Annotated in this window: 25 protein-coding genes and 1 pseudogene; all 26 read right to left on the reverse strand. The window is 42.1% G+C overall.

All coding sequences use genetic code 11. The features are described from left to right. Nucleotides 1–591 carry a gp53-like domain-containing protein gene (locus AACL23_RS10285; RefSeq protein ID WP_407079232.1) on the reverse strand — a complete coding sequence of 197 codons (591 nt, stop codon included), beginning with the start codon at nt 589–591 and terminating at the stop codon, nt 1–3. Between the two features lie 92 nt (nt 592–683). Next, nucleotides 684–1,020, reverse strand: a pseudogene (locus tag AACL23_RS07585) (phage head-binding domain-containing protein); the annotation flags it as partial. Nucleotides 1,021–1,048: 28 nt separating this feature from the next. Next, complete coding sequence (locus AACL23_RS07590; RefSeq protein WP_339050994.1) at nt 1,049–2,926, reverse strand: DNA transfer protein; 1,878 nt, start codon at nt 2,924–2,926, stop codon at nt 1,049–1,051. Then, nucleotides 2,926–4,314, reverse strand: a complete 1,389-nt coding sequence (locus tag AACL23_RS07595; RefSeq protein ID WP_339050996.1) for a phage DNA ejection protein — start codon at nt 4,312–4,314, stop codon at nt 2,926–2,928. The genes AACL23_RS07590 and AACL23_RS07595 overlap by 1 nt, the downstream gene beginning before the upstream one ends. A gap of 12 nt (nt 4,315–4,326) precedes the next feature. Beyond that, on the reverse strand, nt 4,327–4,956 hold the full coding sequence (locus AACL23_RS07600; RefSeq protein WP_100096546.1) for a DNA transfer protein: 630 nt from the start codon (nt 4,954–4,956) through the stop codon (nt 4,327–4,329). Next, a complete protein-coding gene (locus AACL23_RS07605) occupies nt 4,934–5,401 on the reverse strand; it encodes a DUF2824 family protein (protein WP_015980015.1) in 468 nt (155 codons plus the stop codon). Before AACL23_RS07605 ends, AACL23_RS07600 begins: the two co-directional genes overlap by 23 nt. Further along, on the reverse strand, nt 5,401–5,757 hold the full coding sequence (locus AACL23_RS07610) for a hypothetical protein (RefSeq protein WP_015980014.1): 357 nt from the start codon (nt 5,755–5,757) through the stop codon (nt 5,401–5,403). Before AACL23_RS07610 ends, AACL23_RS07605 begins: the two co-directional genes overlap by 1 nt. After that, nucleotides 5,757–7,172, reverse strand: coding sequence for a packaged DNA stabilization protein (locus tag AACL23_RS07615; RefSeq protein ID WP_339051001.1), 1,416 nt, complete (start codon nt 7,170–7,172; stop codon nt 5,757–5,759). Before AACL23_RS07615 ends, AACL23_RS07610 begins: the two co-directional genes overlap by 1 nt. Further along, nucleotides 7,144–7,626 carry a packaged DNA stabilization gp4 family protein gene (locus AACL23_RS07620; protein ID WP_339051003.1) on the reverse strand — a complete coding sequence of 161 codons (483 nt, stop codon included), beginning with the start codon at nt 7,624–7,626 and terminating at the stop codon, nt 7,144–7,146. Before AACL23_RS07620 ends, AACL23_RS07615 begins: the two co-directional genes overlap by 29 nt. Continuing rightward, nucleotides 7,607–7,798, reverse strand: coding sequence for a hypothetical protein (locus AACL23_RS07625; protein ID WP_339051005.1), 192 nt, complete (start codon nt 7,796–7,798; stop codon nt 7,607–7,609). Before AACL23_RS07625 ends, AACL23_RS07620 begins: the two co-directional genes overlap by 20 nt. Nucleotides 7,799–7,845: 47 nt before the next feature. Further along, a complete protein-coding gene (locus AACL23_RS07630; protein ID WP_339051007.1) occupies nt 7,846–9,117 on the reverse strand; it encodes a P22 phage major capsid protein family protein in 1,272 nt (423 codons plus the stop codon). Nucleotides 9,118–9,127: 10 nt separating this feature from the next. Beyond that, complete coding sequence (locus AACL23_RS07635; protein ID WP_100096551.1) at nt 9,128–10,024, reverse strand: phage capsid protein; 897 nt, start codon at nt 10,022–10,024, stop codon at nt 9,128–9,130. A 50-nt stretch (nt 10,025–10,074) separates the two neighbouring features. Continuing rightward, a complete protein-coding gene (locus AACL23_RS07640) occupies nt 10,075–12,237 on the reverse strand; it encodes a portal protein (protein WP_339051633.1) in 2,163 nt (720 codons plus the stop codon). Beyond that, nucleotides 12,237–13,646, reverse strand: coding sequence for a PBSX family phage terminase large subunit (locus AACL23_RS07645; RefSeq protein WP_339051009.1), 1,410 nt, complete (start codon nt 13,644–13,646; stop codon nt 12,237–12,239). The genes AACL23_RS07640 and AACL23_RS07645 overlap by 1 nt, the downstream gene beginning before the upstream one ends. Nucleotides 13,647–13,662: 16 nt before the next feature. After that, nucleotides 13,663–14,076 carry a DNA-packaging protein gene (locus AACL23_RS07650; protein WP_100096553.1) on the reverse strand — a complete coding sequence of 138 codons (414 nt, stop codon included), beginning with the start codon at nt 14,074–14,076 and terminating at the stop codon, nt 13,663–13,665. A 73-nt stretch (nt 14,077–14,149) separates the two neighbouring features. Then, entirely contained in the window at nt 14,150–14,362 is a 213-nt protein-coding gene (gene lysC / locus AACL23_RS10290) for an Rz1-like lysis system protein LysC (RefSeq protein WP_422389630.1), read from the reverse strand. Next, nucleotides 14,298–14,684, reverse strand: coding sequence for a hypothetical protein (locus AACL23_RS07655; RefSeq protein WP_015874051.1), 387 nt, complete (start codon nt 14,682–14,684; stop codon nt 14,298–14,300). Before AACL23_RS07655 ends, lysC begins: the two co-directional genes overlap by 65 nt. A 4-nt stretch (nt 14,685–14,688) precedes the next feature. Then, entirely contained in the window at nt 14,689–15,153 is a 465-nt protein-coding gene (locus AACL23_RS07660) for a lysozyme (protein WP_015874050.1), read from the reverse strand. After that, complete coding sequence (locus AACL23_RS07665; RefSeq protein ID WP_015874049.1) at nt 15,116–15,343, reverse strand: phage holin family protein; 228 nt, start codon at nt 15,341–15,343, stop codon at nt 15,116–15,118. The genes AACL23_RS07660 and AACL23_RS07665 overlap by 38 nt, the downstream gene beginning before the upstream one ends. Nucleotides 15,344–15,539: 196 nt before the next feature. After that, entirely contained in the window at nt 15,540–15,818 is a 279-nt protein-coding gene (locus AACL23_RS07670) for a phage holin, lambda family (protein WP_339051014.1), read from the reverse strand. A 623-nt stretch (nt 15,819–16,441) separates the two neighbouring features. Next, nucleotides 16,442–17,203 (reverse strand): hypothetical protein, encoded by a 762-nt coding sequence (locus AACL23_RS07675; RefSeq protein WP_339051016.1) that lies wholly within the window; start codon nt 17,201–17,203, stop codon nt 16,442–16,444. Nucleotides 17,204–17,460: 257 nt separating this feature from the next. Continuing rightward, a complete protein-coding gene (locus tag AACL23_RS07680) occupies nt 17,461–18,447 on the reverse strand; it encodes a cytolethal distending toxin subunit B family protein (protein WP_339051018.1) in 987 nt (328 codons plus the stop codon). A 251-nt stretch (nt 18,448–18,698) separates the two neighbouring features. Continuing rightward, complete coding sequence (locus AACL23_RS07685) at nt 18,699–19,073, reverse strand: hypothetical protein (RefSeq protein WP_339051020.1); 375 nt, start codon at nt 19,071–19,073, stop codon at nt 18,699–18,701. Between the two features lie 474 nt (nt 19,074–19,547). After that, nucleotides 19,548–19,952, reverse strand: coding sequence for a hypothetical protein (locus tag AACL23_RS07690; protein ID WP_339051022.1), 405 nt, complete (start codon nt 19,950–19,952; stop codon nt 19,548–19,550). A 161-nt stretch (nt 19,953–20,113) separates the two neighbouring features. Next, nucleotides 20,114–20,482, reverse strand: coding sequence for a hypothetical protein (locus AACL23_RS07695; protein ID WP_339051024.1), 369 nt, complete (start codon nt 20,480–20,482; stop codon nt 20,114–20,116). 166 nt (nt 20,483–20,648) lie between these two features. Next, nucleotides 20,649–21,095, reverse strand: a complete 447-nt coding sequence (locus AACL23_RS07700) for an antiterminator Q family protein (RefSeq protein WP_339051026.1) — start codon at nt 21,093–21,095, stop codon at nt 20,649–20,651. Between the last annotated feature and the right edge of the window lie 441 nt (nt 21,096–21,536).

A 21,536-nucleotide genomic window follows, 5' to 3' on the forward strand; every position in this document is an offset into this window, starting at 1 on the left:
TTACCATCCTATTGCAATCCATCTCATATCAGTTAATGGAGAATCCTTATATCCATCAGTGACCAAACTCTGACGCATTTTAAATCCAACTTTATCCGCACTCATTATATTAGGTGCATACATTTCAGATAGCGTATCATCGTAATTGAAATTAGCCAATCCCATTCCGGCTAAGGTATTTGGGAAAGCCATAGGAAATAACTTTCTTGACCTATCAGTTTTATACACGCTACCCCACTGAATAATTATGCCCGTATTCGGATCTTTCATCCAACCATTTGCCAATTTATTTGTTGTCCATTTTACTGAATTTATTTTTGCATCGACTTCTGTTTTTGTATAGGTATCTTCCTCTACTGCCAGCGTGCCATTTTTTTGTGGAAATAATAAAGTGGTCTGTGTGGCTGTATCGTAAATCTGGGTTCTTTTTGAATTTTTGACATACGCAAACTCAGAACCTGCTGACCCGTCTGTACCGCCCAGATTAAAAATCGTATCACCGTTTGAGGATTCAAGGTTAAGTCTTCCAGCTTTGAGGGGTTCTTTTGAATTTTTTTCCGCAAAAGTATCTGTACAGGCTTTTTGGCTCATCACATCGGTTGTTGAGTCACCGGTCGTTTGTGTAGTCGTTCCTTTTAATTTTTCGATATACGCAATATACTGTGCAGCCTGTTCTTTAAATCTATTGGGGCCATATTTCAATATGTCAGCGAAATAAAACTGTTGGGCGCCATCACTATCATAGACCGCCATCGAGTGGCTTTCGACTGTCACAAATTTAGCGATTTGTCCATTATAAACCGGGAACCCGGCGTGATTAATCATAATGGGTTGAGCAACCGGCACTGTTGAGCCATCTTCGTTTTCAATATACACTTGAATCTGGTTCGTTGGTATTGTTGGATCGGTATTGCTTTTACCGATATAGATTTTGCCGTTTGAACATGCCTGAAATTTTCGTCTTAGCGTAAATAACTGAGTGGGCATACTCACGACAATATTGGGGATAATTTTTGACATACCTTTCTCCCTGCATAGAGTAAGTTTTTTATTGCGTTTCTGACTGCTGTTGACTGGAAGAGGCCGCAATGATAGGGCGAAAAAGCTTAACAGCGTTATTTAAGGCCCGCTCATAAGCTGGCGTGCCCGTCTTTTTGTTTGCCAGCCGCAACAATGCGTTTCTTACCGGCCTGGACTCATACATCCTCATCACCATCCCGAAGCCCACTTCACCGGCTAGAGACACCCCGCCAGAGCCGAAAGCCGCTCCAATCCTTAGCGGATTAGCCAATGCCTGACCCGTCTGTGTCACTATATTTGCCGTATCCGCGCGCTGAGTTGTCTGGAGGACATCATTGAGCGCCTCAAGCTCCTTCATATGCCTTGCGCTGAATACCGTGTTATAGATTTCGCCACCAGCTTGCTTCTTCAACTTGCTAATTTGTGTCATGAATTTTGCGGGCGAATCCCCTACCGTTTCAGCAATTTTGGCGATATATGCTGCACGTACGGCATCCTTTCCGGTATTATCCAGCGCTGGCCATATACGTTTAATATCTGAGGCATTACGACTGTAGACTACGCTGTTAATTAACTCGGGGGTGGCTTCACGGGTCGCTTTATTTAGGTTGCGAGCGATGCGTTTATTCAGCACCTTGTTGTAGACGTTTTCGTAATCCGAATTCGCTTTGAGGTAAGTGGCGGCTTCCTGGGGGCTAAGGGACTTGCTGACTGAGTTTCGCAAATCTTTTGTCATGGCATTTTCAACCCGATTTGTGATTGCTTTGGCGTGGTTTGGAAACACCATGGCATCTCCCTGAACATTTGAGCGAAAGGCCGTTCTGTGTTGCTTAAGCAGGTCAAAATCAACACCGCCTTGCTGAGTTAATTCTCCCTTTAAATTTCGGAGGGTATTAAGCAAATTCTGGTCTACCGATGTCCCTAGCTTCTCAAGCCTTGGTAGAACGGTATCAATGGCGTTAACGGCATGGGTTGTTTCTACCGGATTTACGCCCATTTTTTGCGTTATATCGTCAATAACACGCCCCGCGGCATCTTTACGACTTTTCAAATTTGAGGTCAGTGACTTAACCACCGTATCAGGATTGTACTCACCAAACCGGTCGAGATAATCACTGACCAGTTTGCGGCGTGTTGTCTGTTGCGCTGCCCTACGCGCCCCCGTACCCAGCAACGCACCTTCCCCGCCCTGAGTCAGCCCGCGAGTCAGTGCATTCTGGGGTGGAAGCATGTCTGATGTCATTGGCGCAACGCCCATTGATTCAGCTGTCATCATCTTCTGGGCTGCCTCTGGAGCAATCTCACCTTTTAGTGCCGCAATCCCCTTCCCAACCCCTTTTGCCGCTGCAGACAGCAACCCTTGCGCGGCAAGGTTAACCCCAGCATTTGTCGCAGCGTTCTGGGCAAAATCGCCTTGTTGATTCGAGGCATCAGCAAGCGAACCTACCATCATCTTTCCTGCTGCGCCAAGCCCTGGGATAAGGTAATCACCCACTGTCTCCCCAGCCAGGGCGTAAAGGTCTGTAGGCCTGTCTACGGGACGATAAATATCGCCTAATAATCGACCCCCACCGACAGCTTGACTTAATGCATTGATAAGATTAGCCCCGCCTTGAAGGACATCAAACGGGATATTCACTAAACCCCGTCCCGCCTCCGTGAACGGATCTTGTATTTGCGACGATTCATGGGGATTCTGTTTGTCGTGATAAGCTAAGATTTCATCCGTGGGGATATCAAGATTGGCCATTTGAGCCGATGACAACGCATTATTATCGTGATGATTCGCTATTTCCCCAGACTGAGTAGATTGCCCAGCAAAGTACTCGTCAATGGCCTCACCAATACCATCGATGCGAGTACCATCAGGAAACACAAACGTTTTCCCCTTTGCCGTTACTTTCATCACTCTACCTTAAATTGAATGCCTGACTTTGATGTATAGCGACCATCTGATTGCAGACGTTGATTGTGGGCAGCGGAAGAGACGACCAAAGCATCATAGACTCTTCCTGATTGCCCTCTCAGGGCGTTGTATTGACCTTGCATCTTTTTCATTTTTGTTTCTGTTGCGAGTGTAGAATCGCCCGGCTGAGGGAGATACATTTTTGCATATTCTTGCATCTCGGAGAGCGTAATGGCGGCGCCTGTTTCTGGGCGAAGAATGGCATACAGGGCATCCCTTGCATTGACCATGTACTGTTGCTCTACTGGAGAAAGACTCAGGTTCGCAATGGCTCCCTCACCCAGCGCGCGATTGATTAATGCCACGCGTTTAGTGTCTATTTTTTTCCCTAATTTATGCATTGAATCCATGGAATCCTTCAGGCGGAGGGCGAATCCCGCTGCTTTTTTTGATCCCTCATTGGCTTTATCAATGATACTTTGCGCGTGTGGCAGGCTGATTGGCTTAATGCCATCACCCGCAATGGGCTGGTTTATTTTTCCCGTTTCTTCACTCCCATCCGTGTAATATTTGGTTACTGAGCCATCGTCATTTTTCTCAACCTTCATGAGCTTTTTACTGACGGTATTAATACCCGCCGCATTCGCAAATGCCATCGCCGCATCCGGATCTGACTGAAGCATTTCAGCGTATTGACGATAGTTTTGCATCGCCGCAGTAGGCGCATAAGCAGCAGTTAACGCATTTGCTCCACTGATATACTGTCCTCGCATTGTTAAAGTCTCACCTGCTCGATTGCTTCGTTCCGTTTCAGCCAATTTATTTCTGTCAATGTTCCGCCCTTCTTGTTTATCCTGAACGTCAAAATAACTCTTTGGGTCAGCGTGCAGATGAATTAAATCGGTCATTTTGTCAAATTGTTGGGGGTCTTGCTTGTAGGATAAAAAGACTTCTTCGGGTGTCAAACCGAATTGACCTAATAGGGGTACATTTTTCTGTAAAGAAGCGATAAGCGATTGATCGCCCCTTTTCGCTGCAAGACGCAAATCCATTGCCGCTTGACCAATCATCTGATTTCTATCCTGATCAATAAAGCCCATCCCTTTTTGAATGCGCTCGATTTGTTCAGGATGTGCCGCGGCCAATTGCTTCATGGCATCACGATCATTAGCCGCATAAGCCGTACCCAATGATTTCATAAAATCCGCTTCTGACTGCTGTTGTTTGTTCGCCTCTAATCGCTCAGAAATGGCCCCTAAACCCTGGGCTAACATCACACCCGTATTGGGCCTTTCTGCATATTGCGGTACAGTGGGCAAGCCTAATCCGCCCGCCGTTTGATTTTCTATTTGCAGACTTGGCAATCCCGCCAGTTGAAACGTTGCCATAGAAACTCCTGATTAAAATAAACTCCCTAACAGACCGAGCCCTCCACCGATGGCAGCACCCCAGGGGCCGCCAATAGACCCCTTCATCGCCCCAATGCTTGCCCCGGTTAAAGCACCGGCCGTACCCCCACCTAACGCGCGGTGAAATCCAGAAGGACTATTGGCCGCAGCGGCATTAGCAGCCCCCATATTCTGTAATAACTGACCCACGTTATTGGCATAATTTTGCCCGGCAGAAGCCTGTCCACTGGCCGCATTCATCCCAATACCCACTAAATTACCGTAATTTTGCATCTGTCCCGATAACCAGTTTTGACCCAATGCGGGTGCAATCGCGGCTAATTGATTGCCGGTTGCGGTTGAACCTAAACCGCCTGTCGCTTCAGCGGCATTTAAATGTTGATAGCGGGCTTGATTGGCTAAATCATTAAACGGTTGGGAGTGGTAAAATTGGTTTAATGCCTGTCCTTGACCGTCTAATGTCGTCAGATTTTGCAATTCCCCTAATGCCGGGCCGCCCACTTTCATATACGGCGCCAAATTTTGCATCACCTGATTCCATTGTGCTCTTTGCAAGCCGATTGCTTCACGTGATGCTCTGGCCTGTTCGCTTGCGCCATTATCTCCGCTGCTTCCACCCATTGACTAATTCCTCTTTCGTGACTTGATACAGGGTCATATTGATTTGGTGATGACCTGCCGTCAAGGCGTTATCAATCACCCCCACTTTTCGCATCTTCATTAATTGACAAATGACTTTTCCCCATGGGGTCTTCTCAGGGACATACGTGATGACGGTGGAAAAATGGATATTATTAATCAACCAGTTTGAAAATCGTTTTGTTGCCGCTAATGCGTATTGACCTCTGAATCCAGGCTCAAACACCGGATGCACTTCAATTAACTTGTTGCGAATAAATTCAATTGAGAAAAAACCAACGAGCATTAACCCTTCGTAAACACCCACATAAAGCTGATTATTTTTTAATTGATACTCCCCGTTATTTTCCATGGCATAACCGACTTTGGCTTTATCCGTAAAAAACCGATAAAACTGTTCGATATTCTCAATCACTTTAATTTCCATCAGTCAATTAATCCATGCGAACGTAACGCCTCTTCTAATGCGTTAATGCGTTGTCTGGCTGCGATTAATCCATTTTCTAAAGTCTGAATTTCCGATTGATGAGCGGAAGCCTGTATGCTTACCGCATTGATCTGCTGCGCCTGTGTCGCCAGTACCCTATCTTGCTCATCATTTCTTGTTTTCGACTGATAGGCATCGTCCGCCGCTTCATTGGCTTTACCGGCCACTCTACCCATATCCGATAAATTGTTTAAGACAATCATGCGGTAGGCGGTCGAAAAATTAGCGGGTAAAATCGTTGGGTCAATGTGCGTGACCTGAAGCTCAACCGGGTTATCCGCATTACGTCGGTTCATTATTCCATCCTGATTGACAAATCGGATAAGGTCACCGGTGATTTAGTGATGATACGGATTTTAAAGCCGATATTTTTTCTCACGCGTCCAATCCGTCGCCAGAGAATGCGTTTGTCATACTGAAAAGGGGAATTTTGTTCTATTAGTTGTTCTCTGCTGTAATTAATGCCGTCTGTTGTGACAGACAGAAATAACTTATCCGCGATTTGAGCAACACCCGTTGAAGCTTCCAGTTCAAAATCAAATAATCGGGCATTATCCGCTTTTATCATCGGGGTATAAAGAAGGTGTTCAGTCTGCTGTTCATATTGATTTGACGCATTGAAAATTAAATGACCGAGCACGCCTTCTTTCTTATCACCCACGGTGATTTGATTGTCAAAAAACATAAAATCAATCGCCCGATAAGGCTCATCATAAAATCCGCTTTTCAGTAATGACCATTGCGAATATTGATGGCTTGCTGAGCCATCAAAACAAAGGGTGTGTTTGGGCAGGTGAAGGAGTAATAATTCATGGTTGTCAAATCGAATCGACTCCATAAAGGAAGCCGCTAATTCATCCGCAGAATAATAACGGATAATTTTATCGATGGTCGCGGTAGATATTTTGTTTTTTTCACCTGCGCCGATGAGATAAACCGCCGGTTGCCCGGTCGATTGATGGCTCAAGATGGCGTATTTGTCTTGATAACGACATTTGCAATCACGACCGGCAATACCCGCTTGGATCATATAAGCGGCTTGATGAATATAAAGCGGTTGGGATGTATCCGCCGATCCGGTTAAGGTAAAATACTCGATACTTGACGACCCAAAACAAACAATCAGGTCTCGCCATGCGTCGACGGAAACGATGCCATCGGGCTGAGATTCAGCGCGATAAAAAGGCTGATATCTATCCGGTTTGGATTCATCTTCCAAATCAGTTACGCCAAATCGTTCACCCCCTTTTTGTAACCAGATGTAACGCCCCCGATTTCGACAAACATCAATCACTTCACCTAAATCATATTGAGGGTATTTATCCTTTGGCCAGTTTGATAATGCCTTCTCGGTACCGTCATATCTATATAACTTTACTTTACCTTCAAAACAAATCGCCTGACTATGACTAGAGTGAGACATAGATACTCGGCTCATTCCAGCTATATCAGCAACTTCGTTGTCATTACGATAAAGTGTATTGCCACAGACCCGATAGAGCGCGTTATTTTTGGTATTAAAATGGACACCCCGTGAAACACCCTTTGCGTCCTGCTTTTTCTCAATGCCAGGGAAAGAGCGTAAATAACCCGAGGCATTCAGGACTTCTTTGGGTGTGGCTAACATATTTACAGGTAAGGCATCAATATAATCGGCTGTTTTGATATCTTTAACTAATCCTTTAGCTAACGGGATCTGTATTTTTGGCATGAAAACCTCGCTCAACATAATAACTCGCCGTACCTAACGCGGTATAGTTATTCCCCTGGCCAACCGGCATATCACCCCGTCTTGCTATCGAGGGGACGCTCAGCGTATCAGTGAGCAACGCATCATAGGCGGCAGCCGCTGAAGCTTCTTGTCTCGGTGTGGGTTCAATGCCATAATCCGATAACATTCTCAGCATCAATTGATAACCCATCACCTGTTTGTATTTGCGAGGAAGCCCTGAAGCATCATCGGAGGTGGGGTTTTCTTCTTCTGCGGAAAATTGATAGCCCAAATCCCCAAATGTAATCTGCAACTCGGCCATCAAGTCTTCAAGGTCATTAATGCCCTCCTCAAAGGATCGGGGCTCTACATCTATATTAATCGCCTCTGAAGCAATACCCGCTTTACGTAATGCAAACAGAATAATCTCCCCTTTAGTCAGCGGTTTTGTCATCGTTAGCCCTTTTCCCTTTTTTAGGTTCTTGGGATTTCTCTGGTGTCTTTATTTCGTCAATCGACGACACAAAGCCCCTTTTTTCGAACTCAGGGAAATCCCTTGTCACTATCACCGCTTGGACATACCCTGCTGCATTATCCGACCAGGCAAAAACACTTTTTCTTTTCATTTTCACCTCAATAAAAAGGGCACTAAAGCGCCCACTTCGTCATAAATTTAAGGATTACCAAAGAATTGACCGCCCATATGCGGATTAAAGCAGACATAAGCAGGCAACAGGTCAAAACGCATCATCTGCTTGTTTGCATCACCATCCGCATATTTGTGTACACGAATAGAAAACCCTTCATACGTTGCCACTGCTGAGTCAATGCTATGCAATTTTGGCAAGGGGATGGTCCCAAGCCCACAGAAAAACTTATTGTAGAAAAGATTAGGTTTCATCTGTTGTTTAGCCGTTCCTATGATAGAAACTGCATCTCCTGCCTTAACTTTTGCATCAACTGCATTGTATTGAGAATTTTTTTCATCATAAATCGGAACACCAGATAATTTGACAGTGACATCACCCGAAGCGGTAGAGTTAGTCTCTTCCAGCACCGTTGCCGTAAAACTCATCGCTGTTGATCCATTATATAATGTTTGTTTGCTTTGCTGATTTAACCAATGAGTAGACGTGAATTTAAGTTGATCACCGGCTTTTAGGAAGCCTGTTTTACTCGGGGTGGCACCTGTCAATGCTACCGTAAATTGATAGGAATCCTTAACCGACAGATAATCAACGTTAGGGGCGGTTTTAACCGTGATTGTTCCGTCAAAATCACCTTGTTCTCTCGAGGCCAACCCATTAGACATCAATGCACGAATGCCCCCGAAATTACCTGATATCTGCGCACTCTCCCAGGCTGTACGCACTAATTGATCCGCAGCATGTAACCCCGATTGCGCATCCGCAAGCCGTTGGGCTGACCAAGGATCCATGATGGCATAGTTCTCGCCTGTTTTAATACCGATATCTTTTATAAATGAAGCGGTTTGAGCTACATCAGCCCATTTTTTTATCGCTGTATTCGGTGAACCGAGCGACAAAGCGCCATTGTTCATCATAAAATGGGCTAATTCGGTTTCCAGATCAGTGACCATGCGCTCATGAATCGGTGATAGAATTTGTTCAAGCTGATTAAGCTTTAACGCTTCTTCAATTTGTGTCCATTCGACGGCCACCGTGATATATTTACCCACTTTGCCTGTCGCTTTAGCAGAGAAAAGACCATTTTTATCTTTCCCCGTAATGTCACCCGTCTCTGTTCTTTCAGACTTAAATTGATGCGGACGCTTAAAGCTCACACTGTCGCCTGTATTTGAATTTATCTCACCCGATAATAATTGTCTGTCAACGGTTTTACACAAAACAATATCAGACATAAAACCCGGTAAGAATTTTTTTAACACGATTTGACTAATATTTGACTCTAGATTATTTGCCATTTTTTTACTCTTATTCAATCATTGCGCCGGGGCACAATTGGGTAAACTCATCGGATTTCACGTTTCCAGCACCCCCTTTTAGCTCAGGCTCTGGTTTAGGGGTTTTCTTAGGTTTGGGGGCCAGTTTTACCTTCTGGCTAATTTGGCCTAACAGAAACGCGGCACGAATAGGATCATGTTCAGCGGTCAGCCGCTGGCGTAATGCTTTGTTTTTTCCAAGTGCATAGGCGATAAGTTCTGTTCCCTCATCAGCCGCATGAATTAAAATTTCCTGCTGTAATATGGGTACCTCTGATCGCACAACCTCTTCCATCTCCGTATAATCTTTAACGGGTAATTTAGCCGCGCGTTGTTGATGAGACTTTAAACGTTGAATAAATCGTTCCTGAACTTCTTGTTGCTGCCTTTGCTGTGCTTGTTGCTTTTGTTCGACATGGCTTTTGTTCTCATGCCAATCGGTAAGTGCTTTTTCATAGACTTCTTCATCATAATCACACGATCCCAAGGTGGGTTTATCGGGAATAACGTTATTATGATTAACCTGCGATTGATGAGACTGCTTGGTGGTTAATTCCTCAAGCTGACGTCTCAGATCGCGATTTTCTTTCTGTGTTTCTTTAAAACCTTTTCTCAGATCTTTAACCCACTTAGGCGCAGGTTTACCTTCTATTGAGTCATCTTCTTCGCTTAGCGATATTTCTTCATCGCCAATTTGCAATGAATAGTCTTGATCCTGCTCGACTTCCTGATCGGATTTTATTTCAATATTATCAGTATCAACTTTTTGCACTTGAGCAGCATTATTCTCACGCTCTTGCGCTGGCTGCTCAGCGGTATTTTGCGGGGGTGTTTCCTGATTTTTGGATACCGGTATCGCCTGACCATCGATGATCAGTTCGTTTTCCATTTATGACTCCTTAACTCTGCGAGAAGTCCGCAGGTAACTGTAGGTTATGTTCAGATTGAATGGTTTTTAGCCGCATCCCTATTTTGTTTATGCTGCGTATCGGTTGCTTTTAGAATTAACTCGGCATCCGCTCTAGAAGCATCACCCTGTTCTTTTTGGAACTGGTGAAGCATTTTAAGGGCTTCCCTAATTTCTGCTCTTTTAGCACTATCAGCAGAGGCGAGAATTTGAACCATTTTCGCTTCTGCTACTCTCGCCTCAGTTTGTGCCTGGAAGGCTTTCACCTGGATAGCCAGTTCTTCGTTCTTCGCTTTCTGAACCTCCGCTTGCCCTTGCATCAATACCCCTTGAGCGGCGACAAGTTCAGCATTAGGTTGTTGTGCTTGCTGTATCATCTGCGCAACCATCTGCTCTTCTTCTGTATTGCGCGGTTTAACGACGCCCTGCGTTAATAACTGTTTACGGTTATATTCCTTAAACTCGTCGAGTCCTTCACCCTCCATATTATCCAGAATGATACCTTGTAAAACCTGTCGCATTGGGTCTTGCGGTAACATGCCCGCCAACAGATTGGTCAGCACTGAAACCGTCGCATCCCGTCTTGCGGTATAAGACGGCCCCACATCGACCGTGACATCATAACGCCCACTGGATAAGTCATTCATCGCGACGACTTGCCCGGTCTGATTATCATTGATGACCACCGACATTAAGGCGATATCGTCAGTGCCGTCCGCATTAACAATACGGACTTCTCTGTCTGAGCCGTAGACTTCACGGGCCATTGATAGCCAAACTTCACCTGCACGCTTAAGGCTTTTAGCCATATTGTCCAAATAGATAAACGAGGACATATCGGACCGATGCATCAGATGATTAACGGTTTCTTTCGCTATATTACTCGGCATTGGCTGCATCGCCTGGCTTGCTCCCGTCACCTCTTGAATATCGGACCCAGTTTGTTGTAATAACGCCGCCATTGCCTGATTGAGTGGCTGTGGTTGGGTGTATCCCACTGGCGTTGGGGGGGCAATAATATTCCCTTGTTTATCAATAATCTCATTTAAGGGTAGGAAAGCCGGCCTATCTTTATTTCGATTAGCCCAATATTTTTCCAGTTTTTTTATTTGACTTTTACCGACAATGGGAATTGAACCCGTATCCTGAGTGGCCGAATCTGCCAGCATCGACACCTGTAAGTTATACAGACGTTGGGCATCCATAGCTTTTGCTATGTGACCTTCGACTCGCTCAATATCATCGATAAACCACCGCTTACCATATACCGGAATTAACGGGATATGCTCACCGGGTATTCGTTGCGCTTTCTCAAGGAAGCCCTCACCATCCACCACGGAGACATAAACCCGCCGGCGCTTAATGGTTCGCCGTGCCGCCTCAATGAACCCGATGTCTGCCAGCTCATCCTCAACGAGTTCAAGCTGATCACTGTCATAGGTGACGGTTTCACTTGTCAATGGGTTTTGAAAACTCACCACATCCACCGACTCTTTTTTTACTTCGTAGTATTTTGCGATATAAACCACATCAACATCGTACCAATCATAATCCCATGATCGTTCAATGCCGCTCATTAACGTTGACGGGTCTTTGTTGTATTCCGCCTTATACTTTTCAGCAGAGAGTGAGTACATGCAAAAAGCCCATTCTGCGTCAGATTTATCATATTTCTTCGCATCAGGATCGAACCAAACAGAGCGGGCGGGGTCGTATATTGGCTCGAGGCAAATACGTTGTCTCTCATCCATCGGATCAAGCGCATTGACTAAATTTGTCGTCAGCCTAAAGCAACCAAAACCCCCGGTTGAGCCGTCATCAAAAGCGTTATCGCACGCTTCGCCGCCATCCGTTTCTTCGTAGTCTGCGCGGAACAGGCCATTTAATTTATTGGCTAACGCTTCGCTGGCGGCCTTATCGCCGGGCCTAAACTTAACCGTAATCCGATTGTTGCGATATTCGCTGACTATCCGATTAAGCTCGGTCGATATTTTATTAATTTCAAACTTTGGATACTTCTCAAAATGTTTGCCTAATTCAGAGCCCGCGGCCGTTTCCCCTTCCCATTGCCCACCCGGGACGCGCGCAAATCTTGTCGCCTCGAGACATTTTTCTCTCACCGCTTCCTGCGGGGAGTGCGCTCGGTCAAACTTGCGCATAATTTGTTCATGTCTTTTTTGTAATGTTTCAGCCATCATGACCAACTTGACGATGAGGGGACAACGATTTCCGTGTCTTCTGTTATGCGCAGAGGATTAGCAAAGGACATCATCAGCGTATCTGCCATATTGGGCGATTTTATTCCTTTTAATCGCATTTCATCTTTGCTCATCAACTGAATTAATCGGTTTCCGGGTGTGCGTTTTCGTTGTTGTTTAATCAGCTCTGACTTGAGTTGTGACAGTTTCGCTATTTTCGAAGAGAGACTGATCAACGCCTCCGGATCGAGATATTCGCCCTTTTCGACGGCGCGCCACGTTTTATAAAATCGGTCCGCTAAATAAACCCAATATTGCGCGCGTTTGTTTCTAAAGGTATCTCGGTGAGTTCTGTCATCATTATTTGAAGAAGGCAGGTACTCACCATTGCCGGGTACATAGATTTCATCAGGATAATCAGGCGAATCGCCCGCCCCAAAGCCCGTCACCACTATCTTGTTACCGTCATTGCTGTGTCTTAGATGCGTTTTGACAGTGCCGGCCCCTAACCCAATATTGTCATAGATAAAATCATCCGCCCGATAGTCAAACGCTTCATCGAAAGCCGTCATCGTTGCATCAGCAACATCACCTTCTGACCAGCTCACGCAATCTTCAATCAGCACGCCATAGCGTTTGGATAATGCCTTTTCATCCTGACCGGAATCAGCGGGGTCGAAAGTGACAACACGAATTCCGCTTGGTTTAAACCCTAACTTGATATGTGCATCAATCGCCGCCTCCACCCACTCAGGCTGAATTAATGCATCCTCGTAATTCGCATCACACTCGCCCCCGTAAACATGCCGCCATTTTTTATAGTTTTCCCGTTTCATCTTCTGCGCATCATTTTTAAGCTCTGCCGGTAACCAGGGATTATCCAGGTAGCTCACTTTACCAACATATAAATCATCGTCTTCGTAATATCCTTGAGTATCAATTAGTTCCTTGTAAGGCTTGACAAAACGCTTATATACAGCACCGTCTTCTTCTGCTGGATTAAAAGAAAACCATAACTCAGAGCCCGGCTTGCGAATGGTGGGGATAAGGGTATCCAGACTTTTCTCAGATACGGTCTCCGCTTCCTCCACCCAAGCAACATCAAAATCATGTTTGGATTTGATAGAAGCGATATTACGCGCTAGCTGGCCATATTTGAAAATGGAATCATTGATGCCTTCAATGTAAGTATTAAGAATACGAAACCGATTTTGTAATCCCAACGTTTCTACCTCGGCCTGCAATACCGCATGGACAGAATCTTCAATCGAATTCATAAACTCACGTAAACACAGGAATCGGCGTTTATGCATGGAGGCCGTGATTAAGGCTATTTTCGCAAATGAAACGGTTTTCATACCACCCCGACCGCCAAAGTAAACCTTTATGCGTTTCGGTTTGAACATGGACGCGAACTTTTCGCTAATTTGCACTTTCACGCTGAGGTATGCCGATAAATTCAATACTGATTTTGTTGTCCGTTTTTATCGCGCCGCCCGCTTTGCCCGTAAGGGCGGTTTCTTGTTTTTCGGCATAACCGTGATTACATAACATTAACTTAACAATCGTTGGGTTAAATTCACCCGTAAGCCCTTTATTTATCAGACTATTTTCCTGGATGGTTTTGATGGCGGCTAACGTGCCTGAAAATTCTTGATTTTCTTTGGCATATTCCTGTGCGGTAGACCGGCTAATCCCTAAATAACAGGCCAATCCCGCTACACTTGGAACCACATCGCCCACGGTTTTGTATTCCCCCATTAAATACGCTTTGGCCTTTTCGAGGCTTACGGTTAACTTGCTTGGACGTCCCATTTTCTTCTTACTGACCATCATTTACTCGCCAGATTGACTGGAAAAGGCGTAACGCCGTGTTTTGATGTATTTCTGTAGATATTCAGTCTGCTTTTCATTTTTGGCTATCATTTTTCTGTTCTTCAATTCGCCTTATCGCCGCTTTATCCTGGTTACACATCTCGAGAGCCAGTAGCAGTTGCTCATTGAGTACCAGGCTATCGCCCCAGGTCATGTGCTCCGATATCACCGGCAGAGAGCAATCATCCAGGAGCGTGGATGGAATGGGCGCTGGCGGCACGGGGAGATATTTTATCGGCGTGCGCACGCAACCGGTTAACAGCGGCAGTAGGCACAGGCAGATGAGCGCAGCGTTCAGGGGTAATCGCTTCCTGTATCTTAATCGTTTGAGGCTGGGATGCCTGAATGGCCTGTTGGTGTGCATCCTGGGTGGCTCCCGCTATGGTGTTAAAAATATCAACCGCCTGCTCATAGTGGGTAAACTGTGCACGGGCAGCGTCGCGTTCGGCACTCAGTGACTGGTTCGCCAGTTTCAGGCGGCTGTTCTCAACATATTGAAACCTGATTACGATGGAGAGTACGGCGATTGTGATAAGTAACACAGCGGTGAAAAGGAGCTTCCAATGCATGACGTTAATCCGGTAGACAAAGCTCACGCTCTACCGCACGACGATTAATCAGTCCTTTAGAGACTTTACCTTCATCATATTTCCAGCGCCGCATCTCATCACACGCGCCTTGTCTGTCACCCACATTCAGTTTTTTGAGTAACGTTGAACGGACAAAGGCCCCACTTCCTACGTTATAAACGAATGAGGCCAAAGCCGCTTTCTGCATTTCAGTCAGCGGAACGGTAACGTGAGTCTCAACCACCGCCATCGACGCCTTCAGGTCACTATCCAGTAAAGCCTGACATTCTTCGTCTGTGTAGTGTTTACCCGGAATAATCGCTTTCCCTGTATGCCCGTAACACACCGTTAGCACGTCACCCCTGTCTTTATAGGGTTTGTGCCTTAAGCCTTCAAAATACGTTACCATGGTCGAGGCTAATAACACCGCACTACCACCTATGGCCATCAGGATTTTTTTCGGTATCATCATAATGCCGCGCTTTGAGTTTGTATTCTTTTTTGCGGTAGTACACGTTGATAAGAAATGTCCCGATTGTGCAGACAATACCGGTCACCGCTACCCACTGCTCAAGCGTAAAAAAACCTAAAACGGTCGCCATCAGACTTGAGAGATAGGCCGTCGGGGTTGCGTATTTTTCAGACATATTTAGTGACATTTATTTTTTAAGATTTGACGTATAGCGATAACCATTAACAAGTGGACAAACTTATTGTTAATGGTTATCGCTATATTATAAAATTATATGGATCAGAAAATTAAAGTTATGTCCATTTATTAATGGTTATCGCTATAGAACATTAACAAGAGCATACACAAATATACTTCTTAAGCTTTTGCTGCGTTTTCAGAATTTATCCAAGCTTTTTCTTCAACCAACTGCCAATATAGTCAGTACCTAAGTAGCCAATCACGATACTGATTAACCAGGTGTAATCTGTCTTCATTCCTAAAAATAACAGCAATTCATGCGCCACCGAACCGAATAAAGCACACATCAATGCATCAAGTAGCGAGCAGTTAAAGCTTTTTTTCTGATATAAGCCGCGTAGCAAGGCAGTCATGAAAGCCAGCGCAGCCCCGATAATTCGATGCTTGAGGATGTCTAATAGGATTTGGCAAAAATTTGGCATGCTAATCGGTTCTTAGTGTTTTTTTAGAGTGTTAATTCGTGGGAGCAATAAATTATTTAAGTTGAAATGCCTTACGCTTCTACTTCCAATTAATAATAAAGTTAATCAATGTACAGAGAATAGTGACAAGAAAGGCACATTTATGCAGAGACAAAATATCCAAGAACTGTAATAAACGCGGCCCACCTTCTTATAGTCTAAGCTGCGGTGTATTTTTCCATATATGGTTAAACCTTTAAATACAAATAAGGCACATTTATTAATTAGCAGGGTAAATGACTAATTTAATGTACTTTTACGAGAAAAGTTGTTAATTCTTCGTGAATGGTGATCATTTTGAGGTTCTAGGGGCTGTCGTCACAAGATAAACGTGCCGTATTTAGTTCATTTAACGCACTATTTTTGATTAAAAATTACTCAAATGTTACCTGTCATGGTAAGTAATTTATCAAACTTACCATGACAGTTTATCTTTTTTTATATTCGTCTAAGAAAGTAAGTAAAATATGTTTTTCTTTAACTCGTGACCACAGCCCCTAAAGATTTCATTTTTTTTTCGTTTGACTAAGCACCATCATATTTGAATATTAGCCCCCAAAAATTTATTTATTCAACAAAGTCTTTTAGACGAATGAATGTAGGATAGAATAAAATATTTTAGCCATAATTCCTGTAGAAGATTTAAGGAACTTTGGTGCGTTATGGTCGAGAGATTCTGTGTTGTCACCAAAACGACGGTTATCCCAGTCATCTTTTGATTCATACTCCCACTTCCCTTTATCATAAAGGTAGCTCCAGCCTGAGCCAAATGCGCCAGTTAGGGGGTCTGTCGATACAATAGCAACTGGACGCCCATTTTTATCAAAGAATATTTGGCCTGCATATCTCTCAGTAGATATACCCCAATTACTTCCTGATAAGGTTTTCCAATTATCATCTCCATATTTAACATCATCTCCAGTGAAACCAATAGAAAAAGAACCATCATTAAATTCGATACCATATGGACGATAAATAGAGTTGCCTTTTGCTTCCTCTAGACCATAGTCGTATATGCCGTATCCGAAGGCGGTCTTCCAATATGATTTATGATACCAGTCTTTCCATGATGGATAATTTTTCTTGTAAAATCCTCCACCGTTTTTGGCTCGATTAAAAACTTTTTCCACAATAGTTAAATTTAAAGCTTTGAGCTCCCACTCATACAAGGGTGTATTATCATTAAATATCACATGATTAACTGGTCTACCTGAAAAGCAGTACTTGGTAAAATCGTATTTTTTTTCAGCATACGTATAATGATTGGAAAATAATAATAATACTGAAATAACAATAATACTTTTAAGGTTCAGTGATTTTTTCTTCATGCCAATTTCAGCTTCCATTAGTTATTGAAATAGAAAGTTTATATATAAATAAAGCATGGCCTACCCGGGGGCGGGATCGCGAATGTTTTTTAAACAATATGGAAATAAAAAAGTACAAAAAGTGATTAAAAAAAAATATATATACTTTTAGAGCTGTTTTGCGCATCGAAATGTTTATTTATAAACCAATTCGCTCATAAAGTGAACATTCGTGCTTTACCCTGATGGCCTACCGGATTAGTGAATTATTCTTAACCTTCAGAAAGACTTAGGACTCAATTAAATTTAACAGGTTTATGGTCTGAAGGATTCATACTAAGCAAAAGATAAAGCGCTATTATTGCGCTGACATGGTGATCACTATGAGATGCTGACCCACCCAATACACCATAGTCAAGTTCTCTTGAACTACTAGGATTTGGGCTTTCATGTGTACTTTCCCCTGTATGAACATTTTCGATAAATGTTTGCATTGGCGGAGTGGAGCTGAGTATCTCGCTATTCAGCTCGCTGGGAATTCGGTTAAAATCACCTATCATTGCCCATGTGTGATTAGGAGAATTCATTGCCATATAGTCTCGGATTATATTTACAGCTGATCCAGCTTCATTTCTACCACCTCTATCCGGCGCTGCATGTACATTAAAAAAAACAGCATTCTCTAGACGTATTCCTATAATAGGTCGATTTATATTAGTACGACGTTGATTTGTATAAATCGGGGCGGTAAAAAAAATATTGTCTGCTCTTTGCCTTGTAATGATAGCAGTATTTACGCGAGGATACTGGTTTCCGTTACTCATCACGTAATGATCTCTTCTATCATAATAGTATAGATAAAAACTTTCTCCCCTACTAGTTTGCCAACTATACTCTCTCACTGTTCCAAAAAGTACATCATTTTGATTCATTTCTCCTATGTAACAAAGTCTTTGAGCTTCATTAACTATAGAATTATAATCGTGAGATTCTGTTACACTGCCTTCATTTCTCGATGATGTAGGAAGCGCTCCAGCTTCCTGAATTGCCAAAACATCAAATTGACCATTAACCATTAAATTTCTAACATCATTCCAACGAGCACCATTTGTGTTCCATGTACCAAAAATAAAATCTTTTACATCGCGATTATGATTATGGCTCTGAGAGTAGGATATTGGTATAAAAAAACAGACAAACATAAATATGCTGAAGGACTTCACTAGTTGTTTTTTATATAATAAAATAAAATGATCTTTTACTATTTTAGTAAAATTTTTCATTGGTATATACTCATATTAATATTGCTTGTATCTACATAAATCATAAAATTAATTATTAATAATAGCGTTTGACAATGACTTCTATGCCGATAACATCGCTTAGTGCTAATTAAATTAATTCGGCGAAAAAGACGAATTATTTGGACTTTATATTTTTTAATAGCGACCCATTTTTATTGGGGTTGGCGTATGTCCATGTAAATGAATCATATATTCTTGGGGTATAGCGATATGATTCGAACATTGTTTATTTACTGTTGTAAACCAATCACATCAACTGAATAATTTTGGGGAGAACCATAACATTGATTGGTAGAAGACCATGCGTTAATTTTTACACCAGTTAGCAGTGAAGTTTTTAACATATCATACATAGCTCGCCCTTTACCTCCATCATTCAGGTTCGTCAGCCGTTCTACAAAATGTTGCTGTTTATTTTTATTTCCATATTCTTTATATTCAAAATAAATACAATTTCCATCATCAGGGCAATTAGGCCCAATATCTGAGAGCTGACCTATTTCTATCGCACTCACACCACCACTTATACATTTTTGCATCGCATAAGAATTACCAGCCAAAAGAATAAAACTTAATGTAACAATCATAGATTTGAAAAGCGTCATTTACGAATTACTCTATTTAATTAAATTGGGGGTTGTCATCAATTAAACGAAACCATTGTGGCTGTCAGATATAGAAACGGCTTTGTCGTGTAATTGATTGTTTAATATTATTGTTGCAGCAGAACATTTTTATTTTCTCCGTACACAGTTTTTTTTACGCTATATATACCCAATTAACCTGAAGTACAGGACCTGGAAACGTGCTGGTCTGTTAAATATTTTAAGTTGAACTTCGCCCTTAACTATTAATGTCTGATAAAAGGCGCTATTGCGATATCGAAGTATCCCTAGATTCATACTTATCATAAATAATATGAAGAGTCATTTCAGCTTAAAACACACGTTCAACGAAACATTTGGTTCTTATTGATTATGACAATTTTTTAGCGGTTGGTTAATTAATTTTTTACTGATAGGCTTGTTGTTGTTTTTTGAATATTTTTCATCAAAATGCTATTTATACAATTTATACTCTCAATTACTCAAACTAATACTTTCAACGATAACTTCATTGCTTAAGGATGCTACATCTAGGTCATCGTCGTTTATATACAAAGTTCCAACTCCACAATTATCTGAAAAGGACCAAGCTTTAATTTTTAATCCTGTTAATAATGCGGTCTTTAATATATCATACATTGCCATTCCTTTGCCTTCATCATCAAGATTCATTGAATTATGCACATGCCCTGATTTTTTATTTCCATCCTCTACATATTCAAAAGAAATACACTCACCAGATGGACATCCATTTTTTTTATATGCGCCAATTATTAACTTTGTTACGATGGCATTGTTTATACATTGGTTAATTGCATAAGAATTATAGCTAAAAATAATAAAACATAGCACAAAGATTTTTGGTTTAAAAAAAGCCATTTATAACTCCAGTTAGTCTGAAGATTCAAGAAATTCGTATCAGTATTGTTTAGGAGTTAAGTTTTCTATCTGAAATTTACATGATCAAACTTCAAAAATGAAAATCTATGTTTAATACTTCTAGCCATGTCATCTTATATCTTCAAATATCATATGTATATTTAATTACTCAAACCAAGAGCATCAATTGATTTTCCATTCTCAATGTCACAATGTCCTAAATTAGACCATGCATTAATTTTCGCTCCTGTTAACAATGATGCTTTCAACATATCATACATAGCAGAGCCTTTTCCGTTGTCGTTTAGGTTAGTTAAATAATACACGTAATGTGACTTGACTTTATTATCTTCCGAATATTTAAAATAAATACAAGCCCCGCTATCAGGGCATTCGTTCCAATGTTGATCATGCGAGCCTATACGTAATTCTGTTACAACTCCATCTGTTATGCATTTTTGTATTGCGTAAGAATTAAGCGGTACAAAAATAATAATTAATAGAGCTAACATCGATTTAAAAAAAGACATTTGCATCCCCTATATCATAAAAAAACATTAAATTATTTTAGTATTGTGCCTTGAATATTTGTTGAAAAATAAATTTTATGCTAATGACTTTAGTTTAAAAATTAACAGCATAAAATAGACTTTTTAAATAAACTATCTTGAATAATTATTATATTAAAAATTTAATTTATATCATATTAACAAACTTTTTGCGGACCGCACTAATCCTTTTTTCACTTTTTTGTGGGGAATACATTTTAACCTCGGGGTCCATGTCTAATCGCACGGCGAGCAGCGATAAGCACCCGTCAATAAAGCCTTCTGCAATCAGTAATTTTGCCCGTATCAGCCCCTCATCCACTCGACGCCGGCGAGCGATGGCCCGCTTCGAATAGCCCTTGACGTAATACGCGATAATCAGATTTAGCTCTTCCGGCTGGCGCACTTTTTGCAATTGCAACACGCAATTATCGATAATCAGCCCATCCTCATCTGAGCACGAAGGGCGCATAGACGGTCGTAATGGGAGCAATCCCTTAAAACCTGCCGCTATCGGCGACCAGTCTATCCCGGCATTATTATCACGGGTCCAGGTTCCCCATCGCTCTAACACTTGTTGAATATCTCTGCGCATCGTATTTTGCCCTCAGTGGTAATCTAATTGCTTTATTCGAAATATTTTGCGGGGTGAATTTGTCAGTTCACCGGTATTAGCAACTCGCATATGAATTACCAGCACAACAAGTGAAGTAATATTTTATTAATGTCTCTGCTCATGTTTTTTTGCTCCGGTTATGAACGGGAATATTTTTACCGTTCGTAGGCGTAACAACCTGCAACAACCTATAAGCAATAGGTTGTTACGCTTTAACTTATTGATTTTGAAAGAATGTAACAACCGTAACAACCGTAACAACCTTTTTCCTATTAAATATATATATATAAGATATCTATAACCTTCTATGTAATGTTTTGTATGCATAGACTTACCTAAGGCTATTAATAACAAAAAGGTTGTTACGGTTGTTACACTAACTTTAACCTATTGATATTAATAAAATAAATAGTGTAACAA

It is taken from the genome of Candidatus Williamhamiltonella endosymbiont of Tuberolachnus salignus (genome assembly GCF_964019775.1).
In the GTDB taxonomy this organism is placed as follows: domain Bacteria; phylum Pseudomonadota; class Gammaproteobacteria; order Enterobacterales; family Enterobacteriaceae; genus Hamiltonella; species Hamiltonella defendens.